Source organism: Aquitalea pelogenes, from assembly GCF_001515305.1.
GTDB lineage: Bacteria > Pseudomonadota > Gammaproteobacteria > Burkholderiales > Chromobacteriaceae > Aquitalea > Aquitalea pelogenes.
Window position 1 is genome coordinate 25,650 of sequence record NZ_LNQV01000024.1, and the last position, 23,761, is coordinate 49,410.

At 59.6% G+C, this 23,761-nt stretch carries 26 protein-coding genes; 16 read left to right on the top strand and 10 right to left on the bottom strand.

Features of this window, described 5'->3' with window-relative positions; all coding sequences use genetic code 11:
- The first annotated feature begins 1 nt into the window (after position 1).
- On the top strand, positions 2-835 hold the full coding sequence (locus AWT75_RS11690; RefSeq protein ID WP_062789248.1) for an alpha/beta hydrolase: 834 nt from the start codon (positions 2-4) through the stop codon (positions 833-835).
- A gap of 273 nt (positions 836-1,108) precedes the next feature.
- Here AWT75_RS11690 and AWT75_RS11695 read toward each other — a convergent pair whose 3' ends face one another.
- The 4 genes from AWT75_RS11695 to AWT75_RS11710 are packed head-to-tail and all read right to left on the bottom strand — an operon-like array spanning position 1,109 to position 6,096.
- Positions 1,109-1,660 carry a cob(I)yrinic acid a,c-diamide adenosyltransferase gene (locus AWT75_RS11695; protein ID WP_062789249.1) on the bottom strand — a complete coding sequence of 184 codons (552 nt, stop codon included), beginning with the start codon at positions 1,658-1,660 and terminating at the stop codon, positions 1,109-1,111.
- Positions 1,660-4,119, bottom strand: coding sequence for a hypothetical protein (locus AWT75_RS11700; RefSeq protein WP_062789250.1), 2,460 nt, complete (start codon positions 4,117-4,119; stop codon positions 1,660-1,662). Before AWT75_RS11700 ends, AWT75_RS11695 begins: the two co-directional genes overlap by 1 nt.
- A gap of 2 nt (positions 4,120-4,121) precedes the next feature.
- Entirely contained in the window at positions 4,122-4,544 is a 423-nt protein-coding gene (locus AWT75_RS11705) for a DNA polymerase III subunit chi (RefSeq protein ID WP_045845104.1), read from the bottom strand.
- Positions 4,531-6,096 carry a leucyl aminopeptidase gene (locus tag AWT75_RS11710; RefSeq protein ID WP_045845105.1) on the bottom strand — a complete coding sequence of 522 codons (1,566 nt, stop codon included), beginning with the start codon at positions 6,094-6,096 and terminating at the stop codon, positions 4,531-4,533. The genes AWT75_RS11705 and AWT75_RS11710 overlap by 14 nt, the downstream gene beginning before the upstream one ends.
- Positions 6,097-6,298: 202 nt before the next feature.
- Here AWT75_RS11710 and lptF point away from each other — a divergent pair, with 202 nt between their 5' ends.
- The 5 genes from lptF to AWT75_RS11730 all read left to right on the top strand — a co-directional run bounded on the left by lptF (position 6,299) and on the right by AWT75_RS11730 (position 11,600).
- On the top strand, positions 6,299-7,399 hold the full coding sequence (gene lptF / locus AWT75_RS11715; protein ID WP_062789251.1) for an LPS export ABC transporter permease LptF: 1,101 nt from the start codon (positions 6,299-6,301) through the stop codon (positions 7,397-7,399).
- A 6-nt stretch (positions 7,400-7,405) separates the two neighbouring features.
- Complete coding sequence (lptG, locus tag AWT75_RS11720; protein ID WP_045845107.1) at positions 7,406-8,482, top strand: LPS export ABC transporter permease LptG; 1,077 nt, start codon at positions 7,406-7,408, stop codon at positions 8,480-8,482.
- Position 8,483: 1 nt separating this feature from the next.
- Positions 8,484-10,694, top strand: a complete 2,211-nt coding sequence (glnD, locus tag AWT75_RS11725; RefSeq protein ID WP_239689561.1) for a [protein-PII] uridylyltransferase — start codon at positions 8,484-8,486, stop codon at positions 10,692-10,694.
- Positions 10,691-11,053: an ACT domain-containing protein gene (locus AWT75_RS22880; RefSeq protein WP_239689562.1), complete on the top strand. Its 363-nt coding sequence runs from the start codon at positions 10,691-10,693 to the stop codon at positions 11,051-11,053. The genes glnD and AWT75_RS22880 overlap by 4 nt, the downstream gene beginning before the upstream one ends.
- 91 nt (positions 11,054-11,144) lie before the next feature.
- Positions 11,145-11,600, top strand: coding sequence for a MaoC family dehydratase (locus AWT75_RS11730; protein ID WP_062789253.1), 456 nt, complete (start codon positions 11,145-11,147; stop codon positions 11,598-11,600).
- 53 nt (positions 11,601-11,653) lie between these two features.
- On the opposite strand, the gene AWT75_RS11735 is transcribed toward AWT75_RS11730, so the two are convergent.
- The 3 genes from AWT75_RS11735 to AWT75_RS11745 form a co-directional block, all read right to left on the bottom strand.
- The gene (locus tag AWT75_RS11735; RefSeq protein WP_062789255.1) at positions 11,654-13,261 is read right to left on the bottom strand and encodes a methyl-accepting chemotaxis protein; all 1,608 of its coding nucleotides are present in this window, start codon (positions 13,259-13,261) and stop codon (positions 11,654-11,656) included.
- Between the two features lie 174 nt (positions 13,262-13,435).
- Positions 13,436-14,386, bottom strand: coding sequence for a GMP reductase (locus AWT75_RS11740; protein WP_082696075.1), 951 nt, complete (start codon positions 14,384-14,386; stop codon positions 13,436-13,438).
- 183 nt (positions 14,387-14,569) lie between these two features.
- The gene (locus tag AWT75_RS11745) at positions 14,570-15,220 is read right to left on the bottom strand and encodes a ParA family protein (RefSeq protein ID WP_045845111.1); all 651 of its coding nucleotides are present in this window, start codon (positions 15,218-15,220) and stop codon (positions 14,570-14,572) included.
- Positions 15,221-15,323: 103 nt separating this feature from the next.
- On the opposite strand from AWT75_RS11745, the gene AWT75_RS11750 reads away from it, so the two are divergent.
- The gene (locus AWT75_RS11750) at positions 15,324-15,878 is read left to right on the top strand and encodes an HAD family hydrolase (RefSeq protein ID WP_239689563.1); all 555 of its coding nucleotides are present in this window, start codon (positions 15,324-15,326) and stop codon (positions 15,876-15,878) included.
- Between the two features lie 186 nt (positions 15,879-16,064).
- Here the strand turns inward: AWT75_RS11750 and AWT75_RS11755 are convergent, their stop codons facing one another.
- Together AWT75_RS11755 and AWT75_RS11760 are read right to left on the bottom strand one after the other, a co-directional pair.
- Complete coding sequence (locus AWT75_RS11755; RefSeq protein WP_062789257.1) at positions 16,065-16,994, bottom strand: DHH family phosphoesterase; 930 nt, start codon at positions 16,992-16,994, stop codon at positions 16,065-16,067.
- Between the two features lie 89 nt (positions 16,995-17,083).
- The gene (locus AWT75_RS11760; protein ID WP_045845114.1) at positions 17,084-17,674 is read right to left on the bottom strand and encodes an IMPACT family protein; all 591 of its coding nucleotides are present in this window, start codon (positions 17,672-17,674) and stop codon (positions 17,084-17,086) included.
- Between the two features lie 95 nt (positions 17,675-17,769).
- On the opposite strand from AWT75_RS11760, the gene AWT75_RS23505 reads away from it, so the two are divergent.
- From AWT75_RS23505 to AWT75_RS11800, 9 genes are all read left to right on the top strand, one after another.
- Entirely contained in the window at positions 17,770-17,898 is a 129-nt protein-coding gene (locus AWT75_RS23505) for a hypothetical protein (protein WP_275575739.1), read from the top strand.
- A gap of 67 nt (positions 17,899-17,965) precedes the next feature.
- Positions 17,966-18,406 carry an NfeD family protein gene (locus AWT75_RS11765; protein ID WP_062789259.1) on the top strand — a complete coding sequence of 147 codons (441 nt, stop codon included), beginning with the start codon at positions 17,966-17,968 and terminating at the stop codon, positions 18,404-18,406.
- Positions 18,407-18,408: 2 nt separating this feature from the next.
- A complete protein-coding gene (locus AWT75_RS11770) occupies positions 18,409-19,350 on the top strand; it encodes an SPFH domain-containing protein (protein ID WP_045845115.1) in 942 nt (313 codons plus the stop codon).
- Positions 19,351-19,418: 68 nt separating this feature from the next.
- Complete coding sequence (locus tag AWT75_RS11775) at positions 19,419-19,952, top strand: septation protein A (protein ID WP_062789264.1); 534 nt, start codon at positions 19,419-19,421, stop codon at positions 19,950-19,952.
- Positions 19,952-20,254 carry a YciI family protein gene (locus AWT75_RS11780; protein ID WP_045845117.1) on the top strand — a complete coding sequence of 101 codons (303 nt, stop codon included), beginning with the start codon at positions 19,952-19,954 and terminating at the stop codon, positions 20,252-20,254. The genes AWT75_RS11775 and AWT75_RS11780 overlap by 1 nt, the downstream gene beginning before the upstream one ends.
- Complete coding sequence (locus AWT75_RS11785) at positions 20,251-20,517, top strand: BolA family protein (protein WP_062789266.1); 267 nt, start codon at positions 20,251-20,253, stop codon at positions 20,515-20,517. The genes AWT75_RS11780 and AWT75_RS11785 overlap by 4 nt, the downstream gene beginning before the upstream one ends.
- 19 nt (positions 20,518-20,536) lie before the next feature.
- Positions 20,537-21,325 (top strand): peptidylprolyl isomerase, encoded by a 789-nt coding sequence (locus tag AWT75_RS11790; RefSeq protein ID WP_062789268.1) that lies wholly within the window; start codon positions 20,537-20,539, stop codon positions 21,323-21,325.
- Positions 21,326-21,357: 32 nt separating this feature from the next.
- A complete protein-coding gene (locus AWT75_RS11795) occupies positions 21,358-22,140 on the top strand; it encodes a peptidylprolyl isomerase (protein WP_045845120.1) in 783 nt (260 codons plus the stop codon).
- Positions 22,141-22,297: 157 nt separating this feature from the next.
- On the top strand, positions 22,298-22,879 hold the full coding sequence (locus tag AWT75_RS11800) for a LysE family translocator (protein ID WP_045845121.1): 582 nt from the start codon (positions 22,298-22,300) through the stop codon (positions 22,877-22,879).
- 1 nt (position 22,880) lies between these two features.
- On the opposite strand, the gene AWT75_RS11805 is transcribed toward AWT75_RS11800, so the two are convergent.
- Positions 22,881-23,735, bottom strand: a complete 855-nt coding sequence (locus tag AWT75_RS11805; RefSeq protein WP_062789270.1) for a helix-turn-helix transcriptional regulator — start codon at positions 23,733-23,735, stop codon at positions 22,881-22,883.
- Positions 23,736-23,761 lie beyond the last annotated feature (26 nt).

Genomic DNA, 23,761 nt, shown 5'->3' on the forward strand with positions numbered 1-23,761 from the left:
AATGCAACCACGCCTCGAACTGATTCATGAGGCAGCAACAGGGACGGCGCGCCAGGCGCCGCCCCTTTTGTTTGTCCACGGCGCATTCTGTGCCGCATGGTGCTGGCAGGAAACCTTCCTGCCCTGGTTTGCCCGCCTGGGTTATGACTGCTGGGCGCTCAGCCTGGAAGGCCATGGCGACAGCGACGGGCGGCAGTATCTGGCCGCCATCAGCATAGATGACTATGTGCGCAACCTTGCTTCCGCCATCAAACGCATCAAGCGTACGCCCATCGTGATCGGGCATTCAATGGGCGGCTTCGTGCTGCAGCAATACCTGATCCGTCATCGCCTGCCGGCTGCCGCTTTTCTGGCATCGGTCCCGCCTACCGGGCTGGCCAGCTCCAGCCTGCGTCTTTTGACCCAGGCACCCGGTTTGCTGCTGAACCTGAACCTGTATCAGCAAGGCAGCTACAACCCGGCCCAAAGCGAATTGCGCGACCTGCTGCTCTCTGCCGACGCACCGGACAGCACCACCGACCTGCTGGTACAACGCTGTCAACTGGAAAGCCAGCGGGCGGTGATGGACATGACCCTGGTCAACCCCCTCGGGATAGCGGCCATCCCGCCATTACCCGCGCTGGTGCTGGGAGCAGCCGAGGACATGCTGATTTCGCCGCAGGATGTGGTGGCCACCGCCGAACGGCTGGATGTGAACGCGGAAATCCTGCCACACATGGGGCACATGATGATGCTAGATACCCGCTGGGAACGCACGGCAGAGCGTTTGCAACAATGGCTGGAGGACTTGCCGGCCGAAGTGCTTGCCAGCGCAGACAGCCACGTTGCTGCCTGATCGGGAAGCAAAAAAGCCGCTGGAATCCAGCGGCTTCAGGCTGTAGACAAAGTGATCTGGTGCGATTGCGCTGGACCCGGCACAGCCGGGCCTTTCGACTCACTGATTGATTCCGCAGCCTTCCCTTCCATTCCCTATCCCCCCGCCCTTGCCCTGCTGGTCAAAGAAGGGAGCCTCGCGTTCCTTTCAGAAAGCGAGAGGGGGTTGTAAAAAATATAAAGCCGCTGGAGTCCAGCGGCTTACTCAATGGGCGATACCTGTCAGTGTTGATGATCAACCGTGTCTTTTGGGCTGCCACAGCACGTCGGGCTGGCCCAGCGCCTTGTTGAGGTGCCGCGCCAGAATGAACAGGGCATCGGACAGGCGGTTGAGGTACTGACGTGCCGACTGTGAAATCTCCCCTTCCCTTGCCGCCGCCACCACGGCGCGCTCGGCGCGTCGGCAGACGGAACGGGCCTGATGCGCAAGACCTGCCGGTCGCGAACCACCGGGCAGGATGAATTCCTTGAGCATGGGCAGATCCGCATTCATCTGTGCCACCCATTCTTCCAGCGCGGCCACATGCTCTGGCTTGAGCGCGGCATAACCCGGCACCGCCAGTTCGGAACCCAGATCAAACAGATCATGCTGCACCGTCGACAGACGGTCCACCACATCGGCTGGCAGGCTTTCGGCCAGCAATACCCCCAGTACCGAATTCAGTTCATCCACATCGCCCAGCGCCTGCACCCGCAAGCTGTCCTTGGCCACGCGGCTGCCATCACCAAGGCCGGTGCTGCCATCATCCCCGGTACGGGTGACAATACGTGAAAGCCGATGCCCCATCAGTCCTGCTCCTTGTTCGGGCCATGGTGGCCCTGCTGCTCGCGCTCGAGGGCCAGAATGGCCTGGCGCAGGCTTTCCTTCAATGTTTCACCAAACAACATGTCGTAGTCTTCCTTCAATTGCTGCATCACCCCGGACAGCATGTTCTTGGCCTGCAATTCCAGCGCATCCTGCAGCCACAGCGACAGCTCCACCTTCATGCGTGGCAGCAGTTTTTCATACATGGCATCCACCAGGGCACGCTCGTCCACCACGGCCACGGTCTCTTCCTTGCGGGCTGCCGGGTTCATCAGGGCCGCCGCTGCCGCTGCGGTGGTCACCGCGGCGACACTCAGTACCTCCACCGACTTGCCGGCTTCCGGTGCTGCCGTGCTGGCTGCGACTTCCGTCTGTGGCATGGCAGCAGCAAAACTGGCCCCGGTCAGCGTTTCCAGCGAGGCTGGCGGCATTGGCTCCGGGCTATTGTCCAGCAAAGGAGCCGTGACATGAGCAAGTGGCTCGGCCACGGATGGATCAGCCGGTTCGGCATCCGTCAGCACCGGCAGTTCCAGCTCGACCTCCGGCACTTCAGTGGCGGGCAATGTCTCGGCACTGGCTGCTTGTGGCGCGGCTTCGCGTTCGCTGGCAAAGGGCGACTCGGCAAACAGGCCTTGTACCGGGGTGCTGATACCTGTGGCTGGCGGCGCAACTTCCATTGCGTTGACAGAGGGCACGTGGCTGGCCGCCGCAGACGGCAAGTCAGCCTCCTCGTCCAGCACCGGCAATACTGGCGATGACGTCACTGCCGCGCCGGCTGCGACAGGCTGCAAGGCATCAGCCTCATTCGGCAAGCTAAGCTCGGTTTCATTCTCGCGATCGACATCACCCAAACCCGGCCAGCTTTCCTCCTCATCCAGCACGGGCAGGTCCTGCGTCAGCAATACCGGCGCATCCTGTCCTGACTCTGCATCATGCTCAGGCACTGCCTGCACGACAACTTCAGGTTCGTCTGGCAGCAACTCGGTTTCACTGTCGCGATCAACATCACCCAGCCCAGGCCAGCTTTCCTCTTCATCCAGCAGCGGCAGGTGCTGCGCTGTCAATTCGGACGATTGAACCGCTGCGGCTACCGGCACCAGGTCATCCAGACCGGCATCCTGCAGCAAGGCAGATGCGGCCTGAATATCGTTATCGTCTTGCAAACCAGCACTGACATCGTGGGCCATGGAATCATCACCCAGCCCTGGCCAATCCTGGTCGATCAGCGTAGCGGGCTGCATGGTGGGCAGGGTCGCCATGGCTTCCATCAACTCCGCTTCGCTCAGCGATGTAAATGACTTCTGCTCACGCACTGCTTCGGTCTGCGGGTACTGGTTCAGGGCATCCTGCTGTGCCAGGGTTTGCTCAGCTGCGCGCAATACTTCATCCAGCGATGCGGGTGTGGCATCCACCAGCGCCTGCGCACGGGCCAGCAACTCACTGGCTGAAGGGGTTTCCTCTTCCAGCCGCCCGATACCCCCGCCCAGCACACCAGCGGGCAGGCTATCCAGGGAAATGGACAGCCCGGCTGGCAGGATTGGAGCCTGATCAGGCTGCACCGGCGGCTGCGCATCAACCACCTGCACATGCGGTGCTGCTTCTGCTGGGGCTACTGGCTCGCCGGGTGCAGTGGCAAAGTCAGGCGGAGCGGCCACAACCGGGGCCGCTTGTTCCGCCATGCTGTTCCAGTCGATATCCAGTTCGTCCGACAGATCGGGAATCTGTAGCTCTTCCTCTACCTCGGGCAGAGCTTGAACAGACACTGCCTCAGGTGCACTCACGGCGGATGGAGTTGGTGTGGCTACTGGCTGGACAGGCAGACTCTCATCCAGCGCATCAGTCAGCGCCGGAATCTCCAGTTCGTCCTCCACCACCGGCAGCGGCTGAACCACCACAGCCTCAGGTGCGTGCATGGCTGTCGGCATAGTCGCAACTGCTGGCGGTGCGGACGCAGTCGCATTCAGCGGGGCGGGCTTGTCGGCAGGTGATTCCGGCACCGCCTCATCCAGCACAAACTCGAAGCCATCCACCGCCATCAAGGGTGCTTCGGGCCTGGGTAAGTTTTGCGCCGTAGGCGGGGCTGCCAGGGACAGCGGGTCGCTGCCCTGCAATACCTGGCCCAGATCCAGCTCGTCCGCCGCTTCGCTCAGGTCCAGCGAAGGCAGGCCGGACAGATCCAGCGCCGGGCTGTCACTGACCGGCGGCGCTGCCACCTCCAGGTCTTCCAGTGTCAGCTCGGGAATATCCAGTTCTGCCACGCCTTCTGCCGGAGCAGACAGGGCACTGTGTGCGGCATCCAATTCGCTGGAAAAGTCAAAATCCGGCACATCCAGCACTTCGTCCGCCAGGACGGGAATGGCGGTTTCATCCACCACTTCGTCCAGCACGGGCAGGTCCAGCTCGTCCCAGGAGGGCAGATCAGGCGTTGGCGACTGGTTCATGGTCACTTGTGGCTCATGTCATGATGTTGAATGGCGTAACCGCGAGCGCGATAGGACTTGAAGCGGTGGCGCGCAGTGGCCAGCGCCTGCTCATCGGTACCGACGATTTCCAGGATACGGGAAAACTGCGCTGGCTCGACCGGCAATTCCGGCCCCAGGTTCAACAATACCGGGTGCTGCAAACCGGCCGGCAGACTGGCGGTCAGCCAGATCGGCGTTTCGGCCGCTTCGGGAGAATCCATCCGGCAATGGGCGATGAACTGGGTATCACCCATGCACCAAAGCCGGTTACTGAAGGTATCCAGCGCCCGCTCGTCTTCCAGCCAGACCAGCAGGCGCTCTCGCTTGCGGAATACCGTTGCGGCCAGCTTGCAGGCAAATTCCTGCGGCTGGGCCACATTGGTATAGAAATCAATCCGCGTCATCTTCTACGATTTCAGGCGATTCACGACGCGGGCGGCCACGGCGCACGACATTACCGAGGGCGATGTCGGCACGGTCTTGCAGGAACTGTACCAGCAAGGGTACCGGGCGACCGGTTGCGCCCTTGTCCTTGCCACTCTTCCACGCAGTGCCGGCGATATCCAGATGTGCCCAGTCATAAGCCTTGGCAAAACGCGACAGGAAGCAGGCGGCGGTGATGCTGCCACCCGGACGCCCGCCGATATTGGCCATGTCGGCAAACGGGCTCTTGAGCTGTTCCTGGTATTCATCCCACAAGGGCATGTGCCAGGCACGGTCGGCTACTTCCTCGCCAGCCGCCAGCAGTTCACGCGCCAGGCTGTCCTGATTGCTGTACAGGCCGGTGGCGATATGGCCCAGCGCAATCACGCAGGCACCGGTCAGGGTGGCAACGTCAATCACGGTTTGCGGATTGAAGCGCTCGGCAAAGGTCAGCGCATCACACAGGATCAGGCGGCCTTCTGCGTCGGTATTGAGCACTTCGATGGTCTGGCCGGACAGGCTGGTGATGATGTCACCGGGCTTGACGGCATTGCCGGCCGGCATGTTTTCGCAAGCCGGAACAATCGTCACCAGATTGATCGGCAGCTTCATTTCCACTGCCGCGCGGAAGGCACCCAGCACCGAGGCTGCGCCGCACATATCGTATTTCATCTCGTCCATGCCTTCACCGGGCTTGAGCGAGATACCGCCGGAGTCAAAGGTGATGCCCTTGCCCACCAGCGCCAGCGGGCGGTCGTTCTTGTCCTTGGCACCCTGGTATTGCAGCACGATGAGCTTGGGCTCCACCACGCTGCCACGGGCAACCGACAGGAAGGAATGCAGGCCCAGCTCTTCCAGCTGGCTTTGGCCGTAGATTTCCACCTGGGTGCCGAATTCTGCGGCAATGCGCTCGGCTTCTTCTGCCAGGTAAGCAGGCGTGCAGACATTGGGCGGCAGGTTGCCCAGGTCCTTGGCCAGTTTCATGCCATTGCCAATGGCCAGGCCGCGCAGCAGGCCTTTTTCGCCATCAGCCAGGTCGCTGCGGCGCGGCACGGCCAGCGTGAGCTTGCGCGGCTCGCGGGCGCTGTCGTCCTGCTTGCTCTTGAAGCGGTCGAAGCGATAGAGCACGTCCAGCGTCACCACGGTGGCTTGCTCGATCATCCATTCGACATCGTGTTTTTTCACGGTCAGTTCGGTGAGGTAGCTTACCGCTTCGGTGGCGGAAGTCTGCGTCAGGCTGCGCACCGAGCTGCGCACGGCCTCGCGGTATTCCTTGGCGCGGAAGTCGCGTTCCTTGCCCAGACCCACCAGCATCACACGGTCGCACAGGGTATGCGGCACGGAATGCAGGATCAGCGTGCTGCCCAGCTTGCCTTCCATGTCACCGCGACGAATGACGTCGCTGATGAAACCGTTGGAGATGCGATCAAGCAAGTCGGCAGCAAAGGTGAGCTTGCGCGATTCATAGACGCCCACGATCACGCAGGCAACGCGCTGCTTTTCCGGGCTGCCGCTTTTTATGTTAAATTCCATCTTGTACTCCCATGAAATGCGAGTGTCAGTTGCTCCACTTCCTGCAGGCTGCCAGCGATGTCTGGCTTACCTAAAGGCCCTGCCTGTAGCAGGCAAAGACAGAAGCTGCGTCCATCCCGAAATTTGCCGAAACCGGCGTTTCAGAGTTATCAAATCAAATTATCACTACGCTAGTCATAAAAAGTCAAAAAGGCACTGATAAATGGTTTTTCGTAAAAGCCTGACCCGAGAATTGACTTTTACCGCCCTGGGCGTATTTGTCGTCCTGCTGGCCATCATTCTCTCGACCCAGGCCATCAACCTGCTTGGCCGTGCGGCCGAGGGGCAAATCGCCAACGAAGCCGTCACTGCGCTGATCGGCTTCTGGGCACTGGGTCTGTTCCCCCTGCTGATGATCCTTACCGTTTTCGTCACCGTACTGGTGGTGATGACCCGTATCTGGCGCGACCATGAAATGGCCGTCTGGCTGTCATCCGGCCTGTCCTTGCGTGACTGGGTGTGGCCGGTGATGCGTTTTACCATCCCGCTGGCCTTGCTGGTGGGCATTGTGTCGCTGTTCATCGCGCCCTGGGCGGAAGAGCGCAGCCAGGTGTATGCGGAAATCCTCAAGCGCCGGGAAGAAATCAGCGCCATCGCGCCGGGCGTGTTCAAGGAAACCGGCTCCGGTAGCAAGGTGTATTTCATTGAAAGCTATGGCGGCGACCATGGCGCAGCCACGCGCATCTTCATGCAGGACTTGAGCGAGGGCAAAGTGTCCAGCATTTTTGCCAAGCGCGGCTACATTTCGGTGAATGAAGACAACGAACGCGTACTGGTACTGGAAGACGGCCGCCGCTACGTGGGTGAACCGGGCAAGTCCGACTACGAGGTGGGCAGTTTCCAGCGTTACAGCGTGTTGATTGGCACCAACCAGAAGCTGGCCGCCCCGCCCAACAACCGTCAGGCGCAAAGTACCAGCAGCCTGATCGGCAGCAGCGACCCGGCCTTGCGCTCGGAACTGGTATGGCGCCTGTCCATGCCGCTGAGCTGTCTGGTGCTGGCCTTGCTGGCCATTCCGCTCTCTTATTACAACCCGCGCAGCGGCCATGCCTACAATCTGGTGGTGGCCTTGCTGGCATTCTTCCTGTACCAGAACAGCCTGACGCTGGTACGTAACTGGATTACCCAGGGCAAGGTGGGCATGGCCAGCATCCTGATCGTTCACGTGATCGTGCTGATCCTGGCCGTGCTGTTGCTCAAATATCGCGACCGTCCGGCCAATACCGTGCGTCAGACCCTGAAATACTTCCTGAACAAGCCCTGAAGCCAGATGAAACTGATTTATCGCTACATCATCAGCGCACTGACCCAGTCCACGCTGTTTACCCTGGCAGCCTTGCTGGGTCTGTATGGCTTCTTCGACATCATTCACGAAGTGCCCGACCTGAACCATGGCAATTACTCCATCGGCAAGATGCTGGGCTATATCGCACTGCAAGCGCCTGGCCACGCCTACGAACTGATGCCGCTGGCGGTGCTGATTGGCGGCATGGTGGCCATGACGCAACTGGCCAGCTCCAGTGAATACACCGTCATCCGCACCTGTGGCATCACCCTGGGCCAGATTGCCCGCACGCTGCTGCTGTTCGGGCTGGGCTTTGCCGTTCTCACCACCGCGCTGGGCGAGTTCATCAGTCCCTATGCGCTGCAGCAGGCCGAACGCATGAAACTGTCGGCCATGCGTTCGATGGTGGCGCAGGAATTCCGCTCCGGCATCTGGGTGAAAGACAACAACAACTTCATCAATGTGCACGAAATGCTGCCGGACACCACCTTGCTTGGCGTGCGCATTTATACCTATGACGACAACTACCAGCTGGTGACCACCCGCTATGCCGAGCGCGGCAGCTACCAGCGCAACGCCCATGTATGGCAGTTGAGCAATGTGGTGGAAACCCGTCTGTTCCCGGACCATGTGGAAAGCAAGACCGTGGCCCTGGCGCAATGGGCGTCCATCATCGAACCGGACATCCTGAACGTGCTGCTGGTGGTGCCGGAACAGATGTCGGCACTCAACCTGATCAAGTACATCGAACACCTGAGCGCCAACAAGCAGCAAACCCAGCGTTATGATATTGCGCTGTGGAGCAAGCTGTTCTACCCGCTGGCCTGTGTCTCGATGGCTCTGGTGGCACTGGCCTTCACCCCGCAGCAACGTCGCCATGGCCAGCTGGGTGTGCGACTGTTTTCCGGCATTTGTCTGGGCGTGGGTTTCCATTTCATCAACCGCCTGTTCGGGCATCTGGGCTTGCTGTACAGCTGGAACCCGGTGATTTCCGCCACGGTGCCCACCTTGCTGTTTCTGTTTGCCGGCATCGCCATCATCCTGAAGCAGGAAAGACGCTGACATGGAACCTCTCTCCGCCGAGCTGACCCAGGCACTGCGCAAGCAACTGGCCCAGGAACGGACTGCCCTGCTGGAGCAGTACCGGTCCCATCGCGATCCGCAACGCTACCTGAGCCAGCACAGCCAGCTGGTGGACCGCGTGCTGCAACAGTTGTGGCAGCATGCCGGGCTGGGAGAACAGGCCAGCATGATTGCCGTCGGCGGATATGGCCGTGGCCAGCTGTTTCCCAGTTCCGATATCGATGTGCTGGTATTGCTGCCCGCCGTCAGCCCGGCAGAACTGCCCGAGCAGGTGGCAGCGCTGATCGGCCACATGTGGGACATCGGACTGGAAGTGGGGCACAGCGTGCGCACGGCGGAGGAATGCCTGCAAGAGGCGGCCGCTGACATCACCATTGAAACCAATTTGCTGGAAAACCGGCTGATTGCCGGGGCTGCCACGCCCTATCAGCAGCTGATTCAGCGCCTGGACTGCCAGCGCGACCCGCTTGCCTTCTTCGAAGGCAAGACGCTGGAACAGCAGCAGCGCCACAACCGCCACTTTGGCGTGACCAACAACCTGGAACCCAATATCAAGGAAAGTCCGGGCGGCCTGCGCGACCTGCACACCATCTTGTGGATCAGCAAGGCCATTGGTCTGGGGGAAAACTGGAGCGATCTGGTACAGCGCGGCATTCTGACCCAGGCTGAAGCACGGCTGATTCACCACAGCGACCGCCAGTTGCAACGCCTGCGCATCGACCTTCACATCCTGGCGCGACGCCGCGAAGACCGGCTGATTTTCGATCTGCAGCAAAGCATGGGCCTGGCCTTCGGCCTGCAGGACACCCCGGCCAAGCGCGCCAGCGAGCAAGTGATGCAGCTGTATTTCCGTGCTGCCAAAACCGTCAGCCAGCTCAATGGCATTCTGCTGCCCAATCTGCGTGCCCGCCTCTATTCGCAAGTACCGCGCATCACGCAGAACCTGAACGAACGCTTTTATTCGGTCAACGGCATGCTGGGCATCCGCCGGCCCGATGTATTTGAAAAAGAGCCTTCTGCCATTCTGGAGGCTTTTTTCATGCTGCAACGCAACCCGGAACTCACCGGTTTTGCGCCACGCATGCTGCGTGCCCTGTGGCATGCCCGCAGCCACATCAACGACCGTTTCCGCAAGAACCCGGAAAACCGCCGCCTGTTCATGCAGATGCTGCGCGAACCCGGCCTCACCCGCTGCCTGCGCCGCATGAATCTGTACGGCGTGCTGGGGCGTTATCTGCCGGGCTTTGGCCGCATTGTCGGCCAGATGCAGCATGACCTGTTTCACGTGTATACCGTGGACGAACACATCCTGATGGTGGTGCGCAATCTGCGCCGCTTTGCCATCAGCGCCTTCAATCACGAATACCCCTTCCTGTCGCGGCTGATCAACGATTTCGAACGACCGGAAGTGCTGTACGTCGCCGGCCTGTTTCATGACATTGCCAAGGGGCGTGGCGGAGACCACTCCACGCTGGGCATGGTGGATGCTCGCGAGTTCTGCGAGCAGCACGAACTATCCGCCGAAGACACCGAGCTGGTGGTGTGGCTGGTAGGCCAGCACCTGACCATGTCCAGCATTGCGCAGAAGCAGGACATTTACGACCCGGACGTGATCCAGCGTTTTGCCGAACTGACACAAACCCCGCGCCGCCTGGCGGCGCTATACCTGCTGTCGGTAGCCGATATCCGCGGCACCAGCCCCAAGGTGTGGAATGCCTGGAAGGCCAAGCTGCTGGAAGACCTGTACAACGCCACCCTGCGCGTGCTGCTGCGTGGCGGCGAGGTGGACCTGAACTCGGAACTGGAAGAACGCAAGACCCAGGCGCTCAGCCTGCTGCGGCTTTATGCGGTTCGGCCGGGGTGGAGCAAAAGCTGTGGTCGCAGCTGGACATGGTGTACTTCCTGCGCCACGAGGCCAAGGAAATTGCCTGGCATGCACGTATCCTCAACCGTTTCGTCAATATTGAAACGCCGATGGTGCGCGCCCGTCTGTCGGACGATCACGAAGGCATCCAGGTACTGGTCTACACCCCGGACAAGCCGGAACTGTTTGCCCGCACCTGCGCATTTTTCGGCCGCACCAACTACAGCATTGCCGATGCCAAGGTGTACACCACGCGTCACGGCTACGCGCTGGATACCTTCCATGTCTTCATCCCCGAGCATCACGACGGGGATTACCGCGACATGATCAACTTTATCGAATTCGAACTGGCCGAATGCCTGCGGCTGGAAACACCGCCGCCGCCACCGGCCAACGGTCGCATCAGCCGTCACCTGAAGCACTTCCCGATTGCGCCGCAGGTGCTGATTCGCCCGGACGACAAGGACAACTTCTACGTGCTGTCCATCGTGGCTGGCGACCGTCCCGGACTGCTGGCACGCATTGCCAAGGTGCTGGCAGATTACCGGCTGAGCGTGCAGTCCGCCAAGATCATGACTCTGGGCAGCCGTGCGGAAGACTCCTTCCTGGTGAGCGGACCCGGCCTGAAAGACGACAAGACGGTACTGGCACTGGAAAGCGAGCTGATTGCCGCCTTGCGCATCTGAGTTGGCAGCAGCCACCCGGCCCGGTAACTGTTTTTGACCGTCAGGGAACAAGCACGTATGCTGGGACATCAACTTACGTTAACGTCACATCATGCTCTACTTCGAAGACCTGACACCGGGCCGCCGGTTCGAAACCGCCAGCCATACGCTGACCCAGGACGAAATCATCAGTTTTGCCCGCCAGTTCGACCCGCAGCCGTTTCATACCGACCCGGAAGCCGCCAAAACCAGTGTGTTTGACGGACTGGCTGCCTCCGGCTGGCATACCAGCAGCCTTACCATGCGCCTGATTACCGCCAGCGAGCTGAAAAACGTGGCCAATGGCTTGATCGGCATGGGGATCAAGGACATGCGCTGGCCACAGCCCACCCGTGCGGGTGACACCTTGCGCGCAACCATCGAAGTGCTGGCGCAAAAAGCCTCTGGCAGCAAACCGGGATTCGGCGTGGTGCAATTGCGCTGGACCACGCTGAACCAGCATGACGAGATTGCCATGCAGCTGGAAACCTCCATCTGGGTTGCCCGCCGCCCGACTGAACAAGCATGAAAAAAGCCTGCCCCGACACACGGCGGCAGGCTTTTGTAACGCACATCACATACTTAGCGCTTGTGCCACTTGCTGAAGTTATCGGTCAGTTGCGCCAGATCGACCGAAGTTTCCGCCAGATGACTGGCACTTTCACCAATGGAATGGGTGGTATTGAGGTCTTGTTCCGACAAGGCATTCAACTGCTCCAGTGCAGCGGCCATCACATTGATGGAGTCGGACTTGCTGCCCATTTCCTGCGCCAGTTGCGCTGCCTGACGGCTGGATTGCTCGGCTGCTTCAATCAGGCCCTGCAGATTGCCGGATGACAGGCGGATCTGGCCGTTCACCTCGCCCACCTCCTCCACCGTGGCATCCATGCTGCTGACCGCGCTATGGGTGATCTTGCCGATTTCCTCGACAATGCCGCCAATCGAATCGGTGGTATTGGTGGTGCGTTCCGCCAGCTTGCGTACTTCATCGGCCACCACGGCAAAACCACGGCCCATTTCACCGGCACGGGCTGCTTCGATGGCTGCATTCAGTGCCAGCAGATTGGTCTGATCGGCAATTTCACGGATAAGCGCCGTCATGCTGCGAATCCGTGTCATCGCCTCGTCCAGTTCCACCATGGCAGTGCGTGACTGCGATACCACCGAAACAGCCCGCTCAGCAGCTGTGGTGGCGGCATCCATGGTCTGCCGTCCCTCGCGTGCCACGCGCTGGGTATGCTGTGAATCCTGCTGGTTATGCTCGGCCAGCCTCACCACGTCCTGAATGGCCACGCTGAGCGATTCCATATTGTGACTGATCTGGTTCAGCCCTTCGCGCTGCTCCACCGAGCGCGAAGCCAGCGCGTGCATGTCATCCAGCAAACCGTGCGCCTGCTGTTTGGTGTATTGACTGGCGCGCATCACATCGGCAATGGTGGCACGATAGTGAATGCGCAGCGCCTCCATTGAAGAGAGCACCTTGCCTGCCAGGCCGCCTTCACGGGCCTCGACCGCATGATCCAGCCGGCCTTCCTGCAAATCCTGAAAACGTTGATCCAGCACGCCCAGCACCGCGCGCAAGCGTACCCAGGCCCATACCCCTGCGCCGAAGGCCAGCAGGCATCCGGCAATGCCCGTCATTTCGCGGATGGCACTGATGGAGTCCGGCAGGAAAAAGGACACAATGGCCAGCAACAAACCGACCAGCGAGAACACCGGTGCCAGCTTGAAGACATCCGGCTGGCGCGCATAGCGTTGTAGCGTGGACGGCAGAGTAGCCTTCTTGTCCTGTACCTGACGATACAGGGCGGCTGCGGCGTCGACATCCTGCCGGTTCGGGCGCGAGCGCACCGACATGTATCCCACGATACGGCCATGTTCGGTGATGGGTGTGACATAGGCCTCCACCCAGTAGAAATCGCCATTCTTGGCCCGGTTTTTCACAATGCCGCGCCAGGGCTTGCCTGCCTTTACCGTATCCCACAGGTCGGCAAATGCGGATGGCGGCATGTCCGGGTGGCGCACGATATTGTGGTTTTTACCCAGCAGCTCGTCTTCGGTAAAACCACTGATGTCGATGAATGCCCGGTTGGCGTAGGTGATGCTGCCTTTTACATCGGTCTTGGTGACGATGGGATTGACAGGATCGACCATCAGTTCGTTGGTGGTAACCGGCAGATTGATCTTCATTTGATGAGCGTTCTTTTGATAGTTTTAATTATTTGTAAGATTCAGTTGAATCCCACTATTCTAACAACAAAGCCACTCTTCAGAATATGCAAGCCACCACTATTTACCAATCCATTTGGACATGAAAAAGCCCGCAAAATGCGGGCTGTTGCAATGAATGTTCTCTCCCGGTTCTCAGCGATAAACCTGAATCATCTGGACATCACGCAAGGCTGACAGATCACGGCCACCGGCATAGCTGACCGACGATTGCAGATCCTCTTTCAGTTCACGCAGCAGTTTGCCAATGCTGCCCTTGTATTCCACCAGAATCTTCTTGCCTTCCACATTGACATAGGCACCCTTGTTGAACTGCGAGGCGCTGCCAAAGTATTCCTTGTAATGCTTGCCGTTGATTTCGACAATTTCACCCGCCGATTCGTCGTAACCGGCAAACAGCGAACCGGCCATGATCATGCTGGCACCGCAGGCCAGGGCCTTGGCCATGTCGCCATGCTCCACAATGCCGCCATCAGCAATCACCGGCACGCTGACCGCTGCTGCGCAGTCACGCACGGTGGAAACCATCGGGCGGTGAAAACCGGTCTTGTTCTTGGTGATGCAGACCCGGCCACCGGCAATGCCGGCCTTGATGGCATCGCAGCCCCAGCTTTCCAGGTCACGGGCGGCGTCGGCCGTGGCAATATTGCCGCCAATCAGGAAGCTGCCCGGGAAAGTGTCCTTGATATGCTTGATCATGCGCTCGGCCTTGACGCACCAGGCATTGGCCACATCCAGGGTGATGTATTCCGGCGTCAGGCCAGCGGCTTTCAGTTCTGCCAGCTGTTGCAGGGTGTCTTCGTTGACACCGGCGCTGATGGAGGCAAACAGGCCCTTCTCATGCATGGCCGCGGTAAAACGGCAGGCATCCACATTGAAGCGGTGCATGGTGTAGAACCAGCCCAGCCGGGCAAAAGCCTCGCAGGTTTCTTCGTCCACCACCGATTTCATGTTGGAGGGGTAGATGGGCATGTCAAAACGGCGCGGCCCGAATTGAACCGAGGTATCGCATTCCTTGCGGCTGTCGACAATGGTTTTTCTCGGGACGAGGTACACGTCGCCATAGTTCAGTTCGGTATTCATCATGCAAGTATTCCCTTCAGGCTGTAGACGATAAAAATGCAGGGGCCCCAATAAAAAGCGGGAGCCACATGGGCTCCCGCTTACGGATTCTCCTGCGCCGCCGTTCTGTTGGCTCGCACGCAATTACCGGCTGACTCTACGCCGGCAATATCTTCACGTCAAGAGATAAATGCTTCATGCGAAGATTTATTTATCAAACCAGCAGGATTCATCCTGCTCTCCCAGCCAGCTCAGGATGGGCTGCCAGGCTTCACGGTCTTTTCTGGTACGCGACTCAGGCAGATCGAACAAGGTCATGCCCGATGCGGCCGCCTGAACGTATAACTGGGTGTCTCGCAACCAGCTGAGCACCGGCACATCATGTTCGGCCAGAAAGCGTTCCAGCTCTTTTGCCGAGCGGGTGCGCGGGTCCACCCGCATGCCCACCACCGCCATGAACACCTTGTTCTTGCGTACCGCTTTTTCCGCCAGCAATTGTTCGAAAAACTCGCCACTGGCCCACATATCGAAAGGGGAAGGTTGAATCGGAATCAGGATGCGTTCGACCCGGGACACCAGCGCCGCCATTTTCTTGCCATGCAGACCGGCACCACTGTCCAGGATGACCACTTCGGTGCCCTTGGGCGGCTTGGCCGGAGCGCCTGCTGCTACTTCCCAGCCCTGAATGCGCGGCAGGCTGTCAGCGCGTTGCTGCAACCAGCGCAAGGAAGATTGCTGGCGATCCACGTCGCCCAGCATGACATTGCGGCCGGAACTGGCAAAGTAACCAGCCAGGTTGGTGGCTAGAGTGGACTTGCCGCTCCCGCCCTTGGGATTCGCTACCAGCACAGACTGCACACAGACCCCCGATTGCTTGGTGATGAACCACTATACCAGAGTCATTACCCTTGCAGGCGGCCGCCTGCCGCATTAGGCTGACACGCCGGAGGAAAGCAAACCAATGAAACCAAGCATGCAAGCCATCCTGTTCGACATGGACGGGCTGATGATCGACACCGAAAGCATCAGCGGCCAATCCTGGCTGCGCGCCGCTGACGAGGTGGGCGTGGAGATTCCCGAAGCGGTGATCCTGGGCATGGTGGGCCTGTCGGTCACCAAAAGCCTGGACTATGTGGCCCAGCACTTTCAGGACCGCACGCTGGCAGAAACACTCAGCCAGCATTGCCGTCATCACTATCGCGAACTGCTGACCCATGGCGAGCTCAAGCTCAAGAGCGGCATCATCGAGGTGCTGGACTGGGTGGAAAGCCGGGAGCTGCCGCGCGCCGTGGCCACCTCCACCCAGCGCCAGATGTGTGACCTGAAACTGCGTCGCAGCGGGCTTGGCCCTTATTTCCACCACACTGTCGCCGGCGATGAAGTGGCCAACACCAAACCGGCGCCCGATGTCTACCTGGCTGCGGCAAGCAGACTGCAGATCGCACCGCAGCATTGCGTGGTGCTGGAGGATTCGCTCACCGGCATGCAAGCCGGACTGCCGCCGGCATGCGGGTAATCCTGGTGCCGGACATGGTGAAACCGCAAGCCCACCAGACCACGGGAGCGCTGGCGGTATGTGACGACCTGCACCAGGCGCTGGAACTGCTAAAGACACTGTAAGACCAGCCCTGCCAGCAGCCAGTCGCAGCAAAAACAAGGCCGCCAGAGAGGCGGCCTTGTTTCTTGTACCGTGCCCGGCGTATCAGCCCTGTGCGCGAATGCGCGAAATCAGCTCGTCGCGAATATCTTCGTATTGATCCACGCTGACCTGGCACGTCCCGGCAGCTTCATGGCCACCACCGCCGTATTGCAACATCAGCGCGCCGACATTGGTACGGCTGCTGCGGTCGATGATGGATTTGCCGGTGGCAAACACGATGTTCTGCTTGTTCAGGCCCCACATCATGTGGATGGAAATATTGCATTCCGGGTACATGGCATACACCAGGAAGCGGTTGGCCGGGTAAATGGTTTCCTCCAGCAACAGGTTCAGCAGCACCAGATTGCCATGCACCTTGGCACAACGGGCGATCTGTTCGCGCGCCTGGTCCTGATACTGCATGTACAGGTCCACCCGCTCCTTCACATCCGGCAAGGCCAGGATCTCCTCGATGCTGTGGTCGCGGCAATAGCCGATCAAATCCATCATCAGCTGATAGTTGCTGACGGTGAAATTACGGAAGCGGCCAAGACCGGTTCGCGCATCCATCAGGTAATTGAGCAGCACCCAGCCGGTGGGGTTGAGGATTTCTTCGCGGGAGAACTGGGCAGAGTCGGCCTTGTCCACCGCAGCCATCATTTCGTCACTGATGCGCGGAAATGCCTGCTTGCCACCAAAATGGTCGTACACCACACGGGCTGCGGAAGGCGCGGCCGGGTCGATGATGTGATTGGCATGCTGCTCGTTGCGCAGGGTTTCAGAAAAATGGTGGTCGAATGCCAGATACGCACCGGGCACATACGGCAGGTTGGTGGTGATGTCCCGCTCGGTGATTTCAATCTTGCCATCCTGCATGTCCTTGGGATGGACAAACTTGATGTCATTCACCATACCCAGCTCATTCAACAGCACGGCACACACCAGGCCGTCAAAATCACTGCGTGTCACCAGACGGTATTGCTGCTGCGACATGTCATTCTCCCCGCTTGGCCAGACAAGCCGGCCTGAATACTGTGATGGACCGCTACACCGGAAATGCAGATGCCACTCCGGCAGCGAGATTAATTTTCGTGCGTCATGAAATATACCTCACCGGCCAACAGGTCGTGCAAGCGCATTTGCAGGCTGGTGCACTGGTTTTGAGGCAGGCTGAGGCTCAGTTCCACCTGTTCACCATAGTCGGCAGACAGCACGGCAATCTGCAAGGCTTCACAATGCCGGCGAAAGCGTGCCTCGTCCGCAAAGGCAATACGGGCGCGGCATTGCGTCATCACCACCACCGGCACTGCTTGCGACAGCAGCAGCGCTTCGTTCAGGGCCTGGGTATATGCCCGCACCAGGCCACCGGCACCCAGCTTGACGCCACCAAAATAGCGCACCACCACGGCCAGCACATTATGCAATTGCTTGTGCATCAGTACGTTATACATGGGACGGGCCGCCGTGCCGGAAGGCTCGCCATCGTCATCCAGCATGGAGTCGCCATCCACCAGCAGTACTGCGCAGTAATGACGGGCATCGGGATAGCGGGCGCGCAGTGCATCGAGATGCTGCATGGCTTCTTCACGCCGGGAAACCGGGTACACAAAGGCAAGAAAGCGGCTTTTTTTGATTTCGATTTCTGCAGCAACAGGGGCTGCCAGTTGAAACATTTATACCTGTCCTGAAGTCTTAGTCATTAGCGCATGGTAGCGTGCTTTCCCGCCAGCGTGCGCCATTAACCGTTCAACCCTCCGGGAGTCATGCGATGAACCTGCTACTGATCTGCCTGACCCTACTGCTGGAAGCCTGCTGGCTGGCACTGGAAAAGTTCTGGCTTGATCCAGCGCAAGCTGTCGCTTTGCGCTCTACCCTCCCTGACCCGGACCACCGCTGAAAGCAGTTGTCTTGGACCCGTTTCGGCATGAGAATGCCTAATCTTTCGTCATGAAAGCAGGCTAACCTTGACTCCTACCCTGTGGCTGATCGGCGCATTGCTGGCGCTGATGGCCGAATTCATGTCCGGCACGTTCTACTTGCTGGTCATCGCGGTGGCGCTGGCCGCCGGTGGCGTTGCCAGCCTGCTGGGCGGCAGTGAGGCACTGTGCTGGACACTGGCCAGCCTGGGCGGCATTGCCGGTGTGGTGGCGGTAAGCCGCTGGCGCAAACGACAGCCACCTGCTGCGCTGCCAGGCAAGGCAGCCCCGGACGATCCGGACATCGGCCAGCTGGTGCGCGTAATCAGCCGGATCGACAAGCAAAACCTGCGTGTGCATTATCGCGGTACCGAATGGCAGGCCCGTGCACAGGATGCCAGCGCGCTGGCACCGGGTGACAGCGCCGCCATCGCCGGGCGCGACGGCAATGTACTGCTCCTTACCACCCCACAACAAGAAAGCCGATAATCATGGAATTCGTCATTGTCCTGTTTGCTGCCGTGGTGATCTTCATCATCAAGTCGGTCAAGGTGGTGCCGCAACAGCATGCCTATATCGTGGAGCGGCTGGGCCGCTATCACGCCACCCTGACACCGGGGCTGAACATCCTCATCCCCTTCATCGACCGGCTGGCCTACAAGCACAGCCTGAAGGAAGTACCGCTGGATGTCCCCAGCCAGATCTGCATCACCCGCGACAATACCCAGTTGAAGGTGGACGGCATCCTGTATTTCCAGGTAACCGACCCGCAACGCGCTTCCTACGGCACCAGCGACTACCTGCTGGCCATCACCCAGCTGTCGCAAACCACCTTGCGCTCGGTAATCGGCAAGATGGAGCTGGACAAGACATTCGAAGAGCGTGATGAGATCAACCAGATCGTGGTGGCCTCGCTGGATGAAGCCGCCATCAACTGGGGGGTGAAGGTGCTGCGCTATGAAATCAAGGACTTGGTGCCGCCGCAGGACATCCTGCATTCGATGCAGGCACAGATTACCGCCGAGCGGGAAAAACGCGCCCGCATTGCCCAGTCCGAAGGGGTGAAGATGGAGCAGATCAACCTGGCCAACGGTGCGCGTGAAGCGGCCATCCAGAAGTCCCAGGGCGAAATGCAGGCCACCATCAATAACTCGGAAGGCAACAAGCAGGCTGCCATCAACAAGGCACAGGGTGAAGCCGAAGCACTGCGCCTGGTGGCCGATGCCACGGCAGACGCAGTGCGGCGCGTCGCCGAGGCAGTGAAGGTGGACGGCGGTATCGAAGCAGTTAACCTCAAGGTGGCAGAGCAGTATGTTGCCGCCTTTGCCCAGCTGGCCAAGCAGAACAATACCGTCATCCTGCCGGCCAATGTGGCCGATGTCAGCGCCCTGGTGGCCACGGCGCTGAGCGTGGTCAAGCAAAGCAATCGTTAACACTTATGTCATTTTCGCAGCCTGCTCCTGTCTTGTATAACAGGCAGGCTGCCCCCATAATCAGCCGCATGAAATTCTTATCCGACTTCCTTCCGGTAGCCCTGTTCTTCGGCAGTTACCTGATTACCCATGACATGTTCCTGGCCACCAAGGTTCTGGTGGCAGCAACCGCCCTGCTGTTTGCCTGGACCTGGTTCAAGCACCGCAAGGTGGATGCCATGCAATGGATCAACCTGGTCCTCAGCGTGGTGCTGGGTGCGGCTACCGTGATTTCCCACAACGACCTGTTCATCATCTGGAAATTCACCGTGCTGTACTGGCTGATGGCCATCGCCTTGCTGGTGAGTGACTTCATGGGCAAGAACGGTCTGAAACTGCTGATGGGTGAGCAAATCCAGTTGCCGCAGCCCATCTGGCGCAAGCTGGCCTATGCCTGGGCCGTGTTTTTTGCCTCCATGGGCGCACTCAATCTGTATGTGGCTTTCAATTTCAGCCGCGAAATCTGGCTGAGCTTCAAACTGTTTGGCAGTCTGGGCCTGATGGTGGTGTTCGTCATTGCGCAAAGCCTGTTCCTGTCCAAATACATCGAGGAAAAGAAATAATGCTGTATATCATCAGCGGCCAGGATCACCCCGGCTCCCTGGAAAAGCGTCTTGCTGCACGTCCGGAACATCTGGCCCGTCTGTCCGCCTTGCAGGAACAAGGCCGCCTGGTACTGGCCGGCCCCTGCCCGGCCATCGACAGCGTGGATCCGGGCAGCGCCGGTTTTACCGGCAGCCTGATCGTGGCTGAATTTGCCAGCCTGGAAGAAGCCCGCAACTGGGCCGATGCCGACCCCTATGTCGCCGCCGGCGTTTACGCCGCGGTGGAGGTGAAGCCCTTCCGCAAGGTATTCCCGGCATGAGCGATACCGTCGCACTGCTGCAGGCCGCCTTGCTGCAGCTGGCCCCGGAACATCTGGAAATCCATGACGACAGCGCGGCACATGCCGGCCATGCCGGTGCACGTTCGGGCGGCGGTCATTACGATGTCCTGATTGTCTCCACCCGCTTTGCCGGTCTGAACAGCGTCGCCCGTCACCGCCTGGTCTACGCGACACTTGGCGACTTGATGAAAACCCGGGTGCATGCGCTGGCCATCCGCGCACTGACACCTGAAGAACTTTGATTCCGAGGAAGAACCGTCAATGAAAAAGAACCACATCGCCGCCTTGCTGCTGGCCGCAACCATCAGCGTTCCGGCCCTGGCCGAATCCATTGCCACCGTCAATGGCAAGTCCATCGACAAGACCGATCTGGACAACGCTGTGGCCGTTGTCGTACAGAACAGCAATGGCAATGTGCAGGATTCCCCTGCCCTGCGTCAGCAGGTGAAGGACACCCTGATCAACCGTGAAGTGATTCTGCAAGAAGCGCAGAACCGCAAGCTGGACCAGCAACCGGCCTTTATCAAGCGCATGGAAGAAGTGCGTCAGGACATGCTGCGTGAAGCGCTGTTTGCCGACCTGGTAAAGAACATCCCGATCACTGATGCCCAGCTGCAAGAACGCTACAACCAGACCCAAAGCAAGTTTGCCGGTACCAAGGACATCCACGCCCGCCAGATTACCGTTGGCAGCGAAGCTGATGCGATGAAGATCATCGACAGCCTGAAAAAGGGTGCCAAGTTTGACGAGCTGGCCAAAACCCGCTCACTGGACCCGGCAGCCAAGCAAAATGGCGGTGACATGGGCTGGGGTAATCTCGCACGCATGGAGCCGCAACTGGCTGACATCCTGAAAGACCTGAAAAAGGGTCAGTTCAGCAGCAAGCCGATGCAGACCCGCGTAGGCTGGATCATCTTCAAGGTAGAAGACATCCGTGATGCCAAACTGCCGCCGCTGGCAGAAGTAAAGCCGCAAATCGAGCGTCAGCTGCAGGAAGAAGCCATTGCCAAGGCAGTGGATGATTTGCGCAGCAAGGCGAAAATCCAGTAACACCACCCCGTCGTAACAACAGGAAATACAATATGCGCAAGACTTTGCTGGCAAGCGCCCTGCTGGCCGCCCTGAGCACCACTGCCGTCCTCGCTGCCGGCCCGTCCGTGAATGGCAATGAGATCTCCCAGGCGCGTATCGACGCCGTGGTACAGATGATGGCCTCCCAAGGCCAGGCTGCTGACGACAAGACCAAGGACATGGTGAAGGATCAACTGATCACCGCCGAAGTACTGCGTCAGGAAGCCGTGAAGAAGGGCCTGGACAAGACTCCGGAATTCAAGGCCGAGCTGCAGAACATGGAAGCCATGGCCCTGGCCAACCGCGTGATCCGCGATTTCCAGAAAGCCAACCCGGTAACGGATGAACAACTGAAAGCCGAATACGACAAGCTGGTTGCATCGGTACCGGAAACCAAGCAATACCACGCCCGCCACATTCTGGTAGGCAGCGAAGCCGAAGCCAAGGCCGTGATCGAAGCCCTGCGCAAGGGCAAGGCTTTCGACCAACTGGCCAAGGAAAAGTCCAAGGACCCGGGCAGCAAGGGTAACGGTGGCGATCTGGGTTGGCAGGAAGCTGGCACTTTCGTGCCGGAATTCTCTGACGCCATGGCCAAGCTGAGCAAGGGCCAGGTTACTGCCAAGCCGGTGAAAACCCAGTTTGGCTGGCACGTGATCAAGCTGGACGACGTCCGCACCGAACGCAACGTGCCGTCTCTGGACGATGCCCGTCCGCAGCTGACCCAGCGCATCATGGGCGCCCGCATCGAGAAATTCGTTGGCGACCTGAAAGCCCAGGCCAAGATCCAGCAGTAACACCCTGCCCTCTGGCAGACAAAAAGGGATGCTCCGGCATCCTTTTTTTCTTGCCTGCCGCAGTTGTCCTTACCCCATGCGGTGGGCAATTTTCTTCAATACCGGACGCAACTGGCGCTCTATCTTCTCAGACTGTTCCCACCCGTCGAGGATAGACATGCAAGTCCTGCTCTCCATGGCCGCCTTTGCGCTGGCCGCTTCCATCTCACCCGGTCCGGTGAATATCGTGGCTTTCGGCTGTGGCGTCAGCCATGGCTTCCTGCCCAGCCTGCGCCATGTCAGCGGTGCCACCATCGGCTTTACCGTGCTGTTCCTGCTGACCGGCCTTGGTCTTGCCGAACTGCTGGACGGACTGCCTGCCGCTGCCCGGCTGATCCAGTATGCCGGGGTCGCGTTTTTGCTGTATCTGGCCTGGAAACTGGCCCGGGATAATGGCGAACTGCACACCAGCAGCCAGCGGCCTTCGTTTCGCCAGGGCGCACTGATGCAGTGGCTGAATCCCAAGGCCTGGCTGGCTTCGCTGGCCGGCATGGGGGCATTTGCCAGCCAGGGTGACACACTGCTGGTATGGCGTTTTGCCGCCATTTATTTTGTCATCTGCTATGGGTCGATTGCCTGCTGGGCATGGGCGGGAGCGCGCTTGCAGCCGTATTTGCGCGAACCCAGGCATGTGCGGCTGTTCAACCGCCTGTTGTCCCTGCTGCTGGCTGGCAGCGCGCTCTACTTGCTACTGGAGTGATTCAGCCGCTGCTGCGGCAGTACTGACCGGGCGTGGCCGCCACCAGCCGCTTGAAGGTGCGCTGGAAGTGGGCCTGGTCGGCAAAGCCCAGGGTCTGCGCGACCTGGGCGATGGACTGGCCACTGCGCAGCAGTGTCTTGCCGCGCCGGATGCGCCGGTCCAGCAGATATTCATGCGGCGTCATGTGATAGCGCTGGCGGAAGGCGCGAATCAGATAAGAAGCAGAAAGGGAGGAAGCGGCGCAGATGTCTTCCAGCCGCAGGTCACTGGCGTATTGGTCGTCAATGAACTCAGCCACCCGTTGCAAGCGCCGGTGCTGCTCGGTGCTGTCCGGCGTCACGGTGTGCAAGCGGCTGTGCAACTGCGCAAAGAAGCTTGTGGCCGCCTCCTGCTTGCCAAGCAGGGCCATATCCGGGGTCCGGCAAGTAGCCACCAGTTGCTGCAGTTCGCCAAACAGGCGTGCATCCTCGCTCAAGCGCGGGGAAAAACAATGGAAATCCTGATTGGCACTCAGCCCGAGTTCGACTTGCAGTTGCGCCAGCCAGGCGGTATCCACATACAGCATGTGGTAGGACCATGCCTGATTGGCAATCGGATTACAGGCATGCACCTCACCCGGATTCATCAGCACCACGCTGCCATGCGCCACCTGATAGCGGTCTTGCAGGCTCAGGTAAGTGCTGACACCGCCAGTGATGGCACCAATGGAAAAATGCTCGTGCGAGTGACGGGCGTAACACACCTGCCGCCCGTCCTGTACCGTGCGGATTTCCAGGAAGGGCAAGGCCGGGTCACGCCAGAACAAGGGCTGTGACTGGCTGGAGGCAGAAGAAGGCGTGGCTGGCGAACGAGGCATCCGCTCAGCATATCGCAGCCACTGCC

Coding starts and splice junctions, on each gene's coding strand:
- AWT75_RS11710 (WP_045845105.1), bottom strand. CDS start 6,096: ATGGAATTTAACATAAAAAGCGGCAGCCCGGAAAAGCAGCGCGTTGCC.
- AWT75_RS11735 (WP_062789255.1), bottom strand. CDS start 13,261: ATGAAGATCAATCTGCCGGTTACCACCAACGAACTGATGGTCGATCCT.
- AWT75_RS11700 (WP_062789250.1), bottom strand. CDS start 4,119: ATGAACCAGTCGCCAACGCCTGATCTGCCCTCCTGGGACGAGCTGGAC.
- AWT75_RS11800 (WP_045845121.1), top strand. CDS start 22,298: ATGCAAGTCCTGCTCTCCATGGCCGCCTTTGCGCTGGCCGCTTCCATC.
- AWT75_RS11755 (WP_062789257.1), bottom strand. CDS start 16,994: ATGTCGCAGCAGCAATACCGTCTGGTGACACGCAGTGATTTTGACGGC.
- AWT75_RS11790 (WP_062789268.1), top strand. CDS start 20,537: ATGAAAAAGAACCACATCGCCGCCTTGCTGCTGGCCGCAACCATCAGC.
- AWT75_RS11750 (WP_239689563.1), top strand. CDS start 15,324: ATGAAACCAAGCATGCAAGCCATCCTGTTCGACATGGACGGGCTGATG.
- AWT75_RS11775 (WP_062789264.1), top strand. CDS start 19,419: ATGAAATTCTTATCCGACTTCCTTCCGGTAGCCCTGTTCTTCGGCAGT.
- AWT75_RS11785 (WP_062789266.1), top strand. CDS start 20,251: ATGAGCGATACCGTCGCACTGCTGCAGGCCGCCTTGCTGCAGCTGGCC.
- lptF (WP_062789251.1), top strand. CDS start 6,299: ATGGTTTTTCGTAAAAGCCTGACCCGAGAATTGACTTTTACCGCCCTG.
- AWT75_RS11760 (WP_045845114.1), bottom strand. CDS start 17,674: ATGTTTCAACTGGCAGCCCCTGTTGCTGCAGAAATCGAAATCAAAAAA.
- AWT75_RS11705 (WP_045845104.1), bottom strand. CDS start 4,544: ATGACGCGGATTGATTTCTATACCAATGTGGCCCAGCCGCAGGAATTT.
- AWT75_RS11690 (WP_062789248.1), top strand. CDS start 2: ATGCAACCACGCCTCGAACTGATTCATGAGGCAGCAACAGGGACGGCG.
- glnD (WP_239689561.1), top strand. CDS start 8,484: ATGGAACCTCTCTCCGCCGAGCTGACCCAGGCACTGCGCAAGCAACTG.
- AWT75_RS11805 (WP_062789270.1), bottom strand. CDS start 23,735: ATGCCTCGTTCGCCAGCCACGCCTTCTTCTGCCTCCAGCCAGTCACAG.
- AWT75_RS11780 (WP_045845117.1), top strand. CDS start 19,952: ATGCTGTATATCATCAGCGGCCAGGATCACCCCGGCTCCCTGGAAAAG.
- AWT75_RS11770 (WP_045845115.1), top strand. CDS start 18,409: ATGGAATTCGTCATTGTCCTGTTTGCTGCCGTGGTGATCTTCATCATC.
- AWT75_RS11740 (WP_082696075.1), bottom strand. CDS start 14,386: ATGATGAATACCGAACTGAACTATGGCGACGTGTACCTCGTCCCGAGA.
- AWT75_RS11730 (WP_062789253.1), top strand. CDS start 11,145: ATGCTCTACTTCGAAGACCTGACACCGGGCCGCCGGTTCGAAACCGCC.
- AWT75_RS22880 (WP_239689562.1), top strand. CDS start 10,691: ATGATCAACTTTATCGAATTCGAACTGGCCGAATGCCTGCGGCTGGAA.
- AWT75_RS23505 (WP_275575739.1), top strand. CDS start 17,770: ATGAACCTGCTACTGATCTGCCTGACCCTACTGCTGGAAGCCTGCTGG.
- AWT75_RS11795 (WP_045845120.1), top strand. CDS start 21,358: ATGCGCAAGACTTTGCTGGCAAGCGCCCTGCTGGCCGCCCTGAGCACC.
- AWT75_RS11695 (WP_062789249.1), bottom strand. CDS start 1,660: ATGGGGCATCGGCTTTCACGTATTGTCACCCGTACCGGGGATGATGGC.
- lptG (WP_045845107.1), top strand. CDS start 7,406: ATGAAACTGATTTATCGCTACATCATCAGCGCACTGACCCAGTCCACG.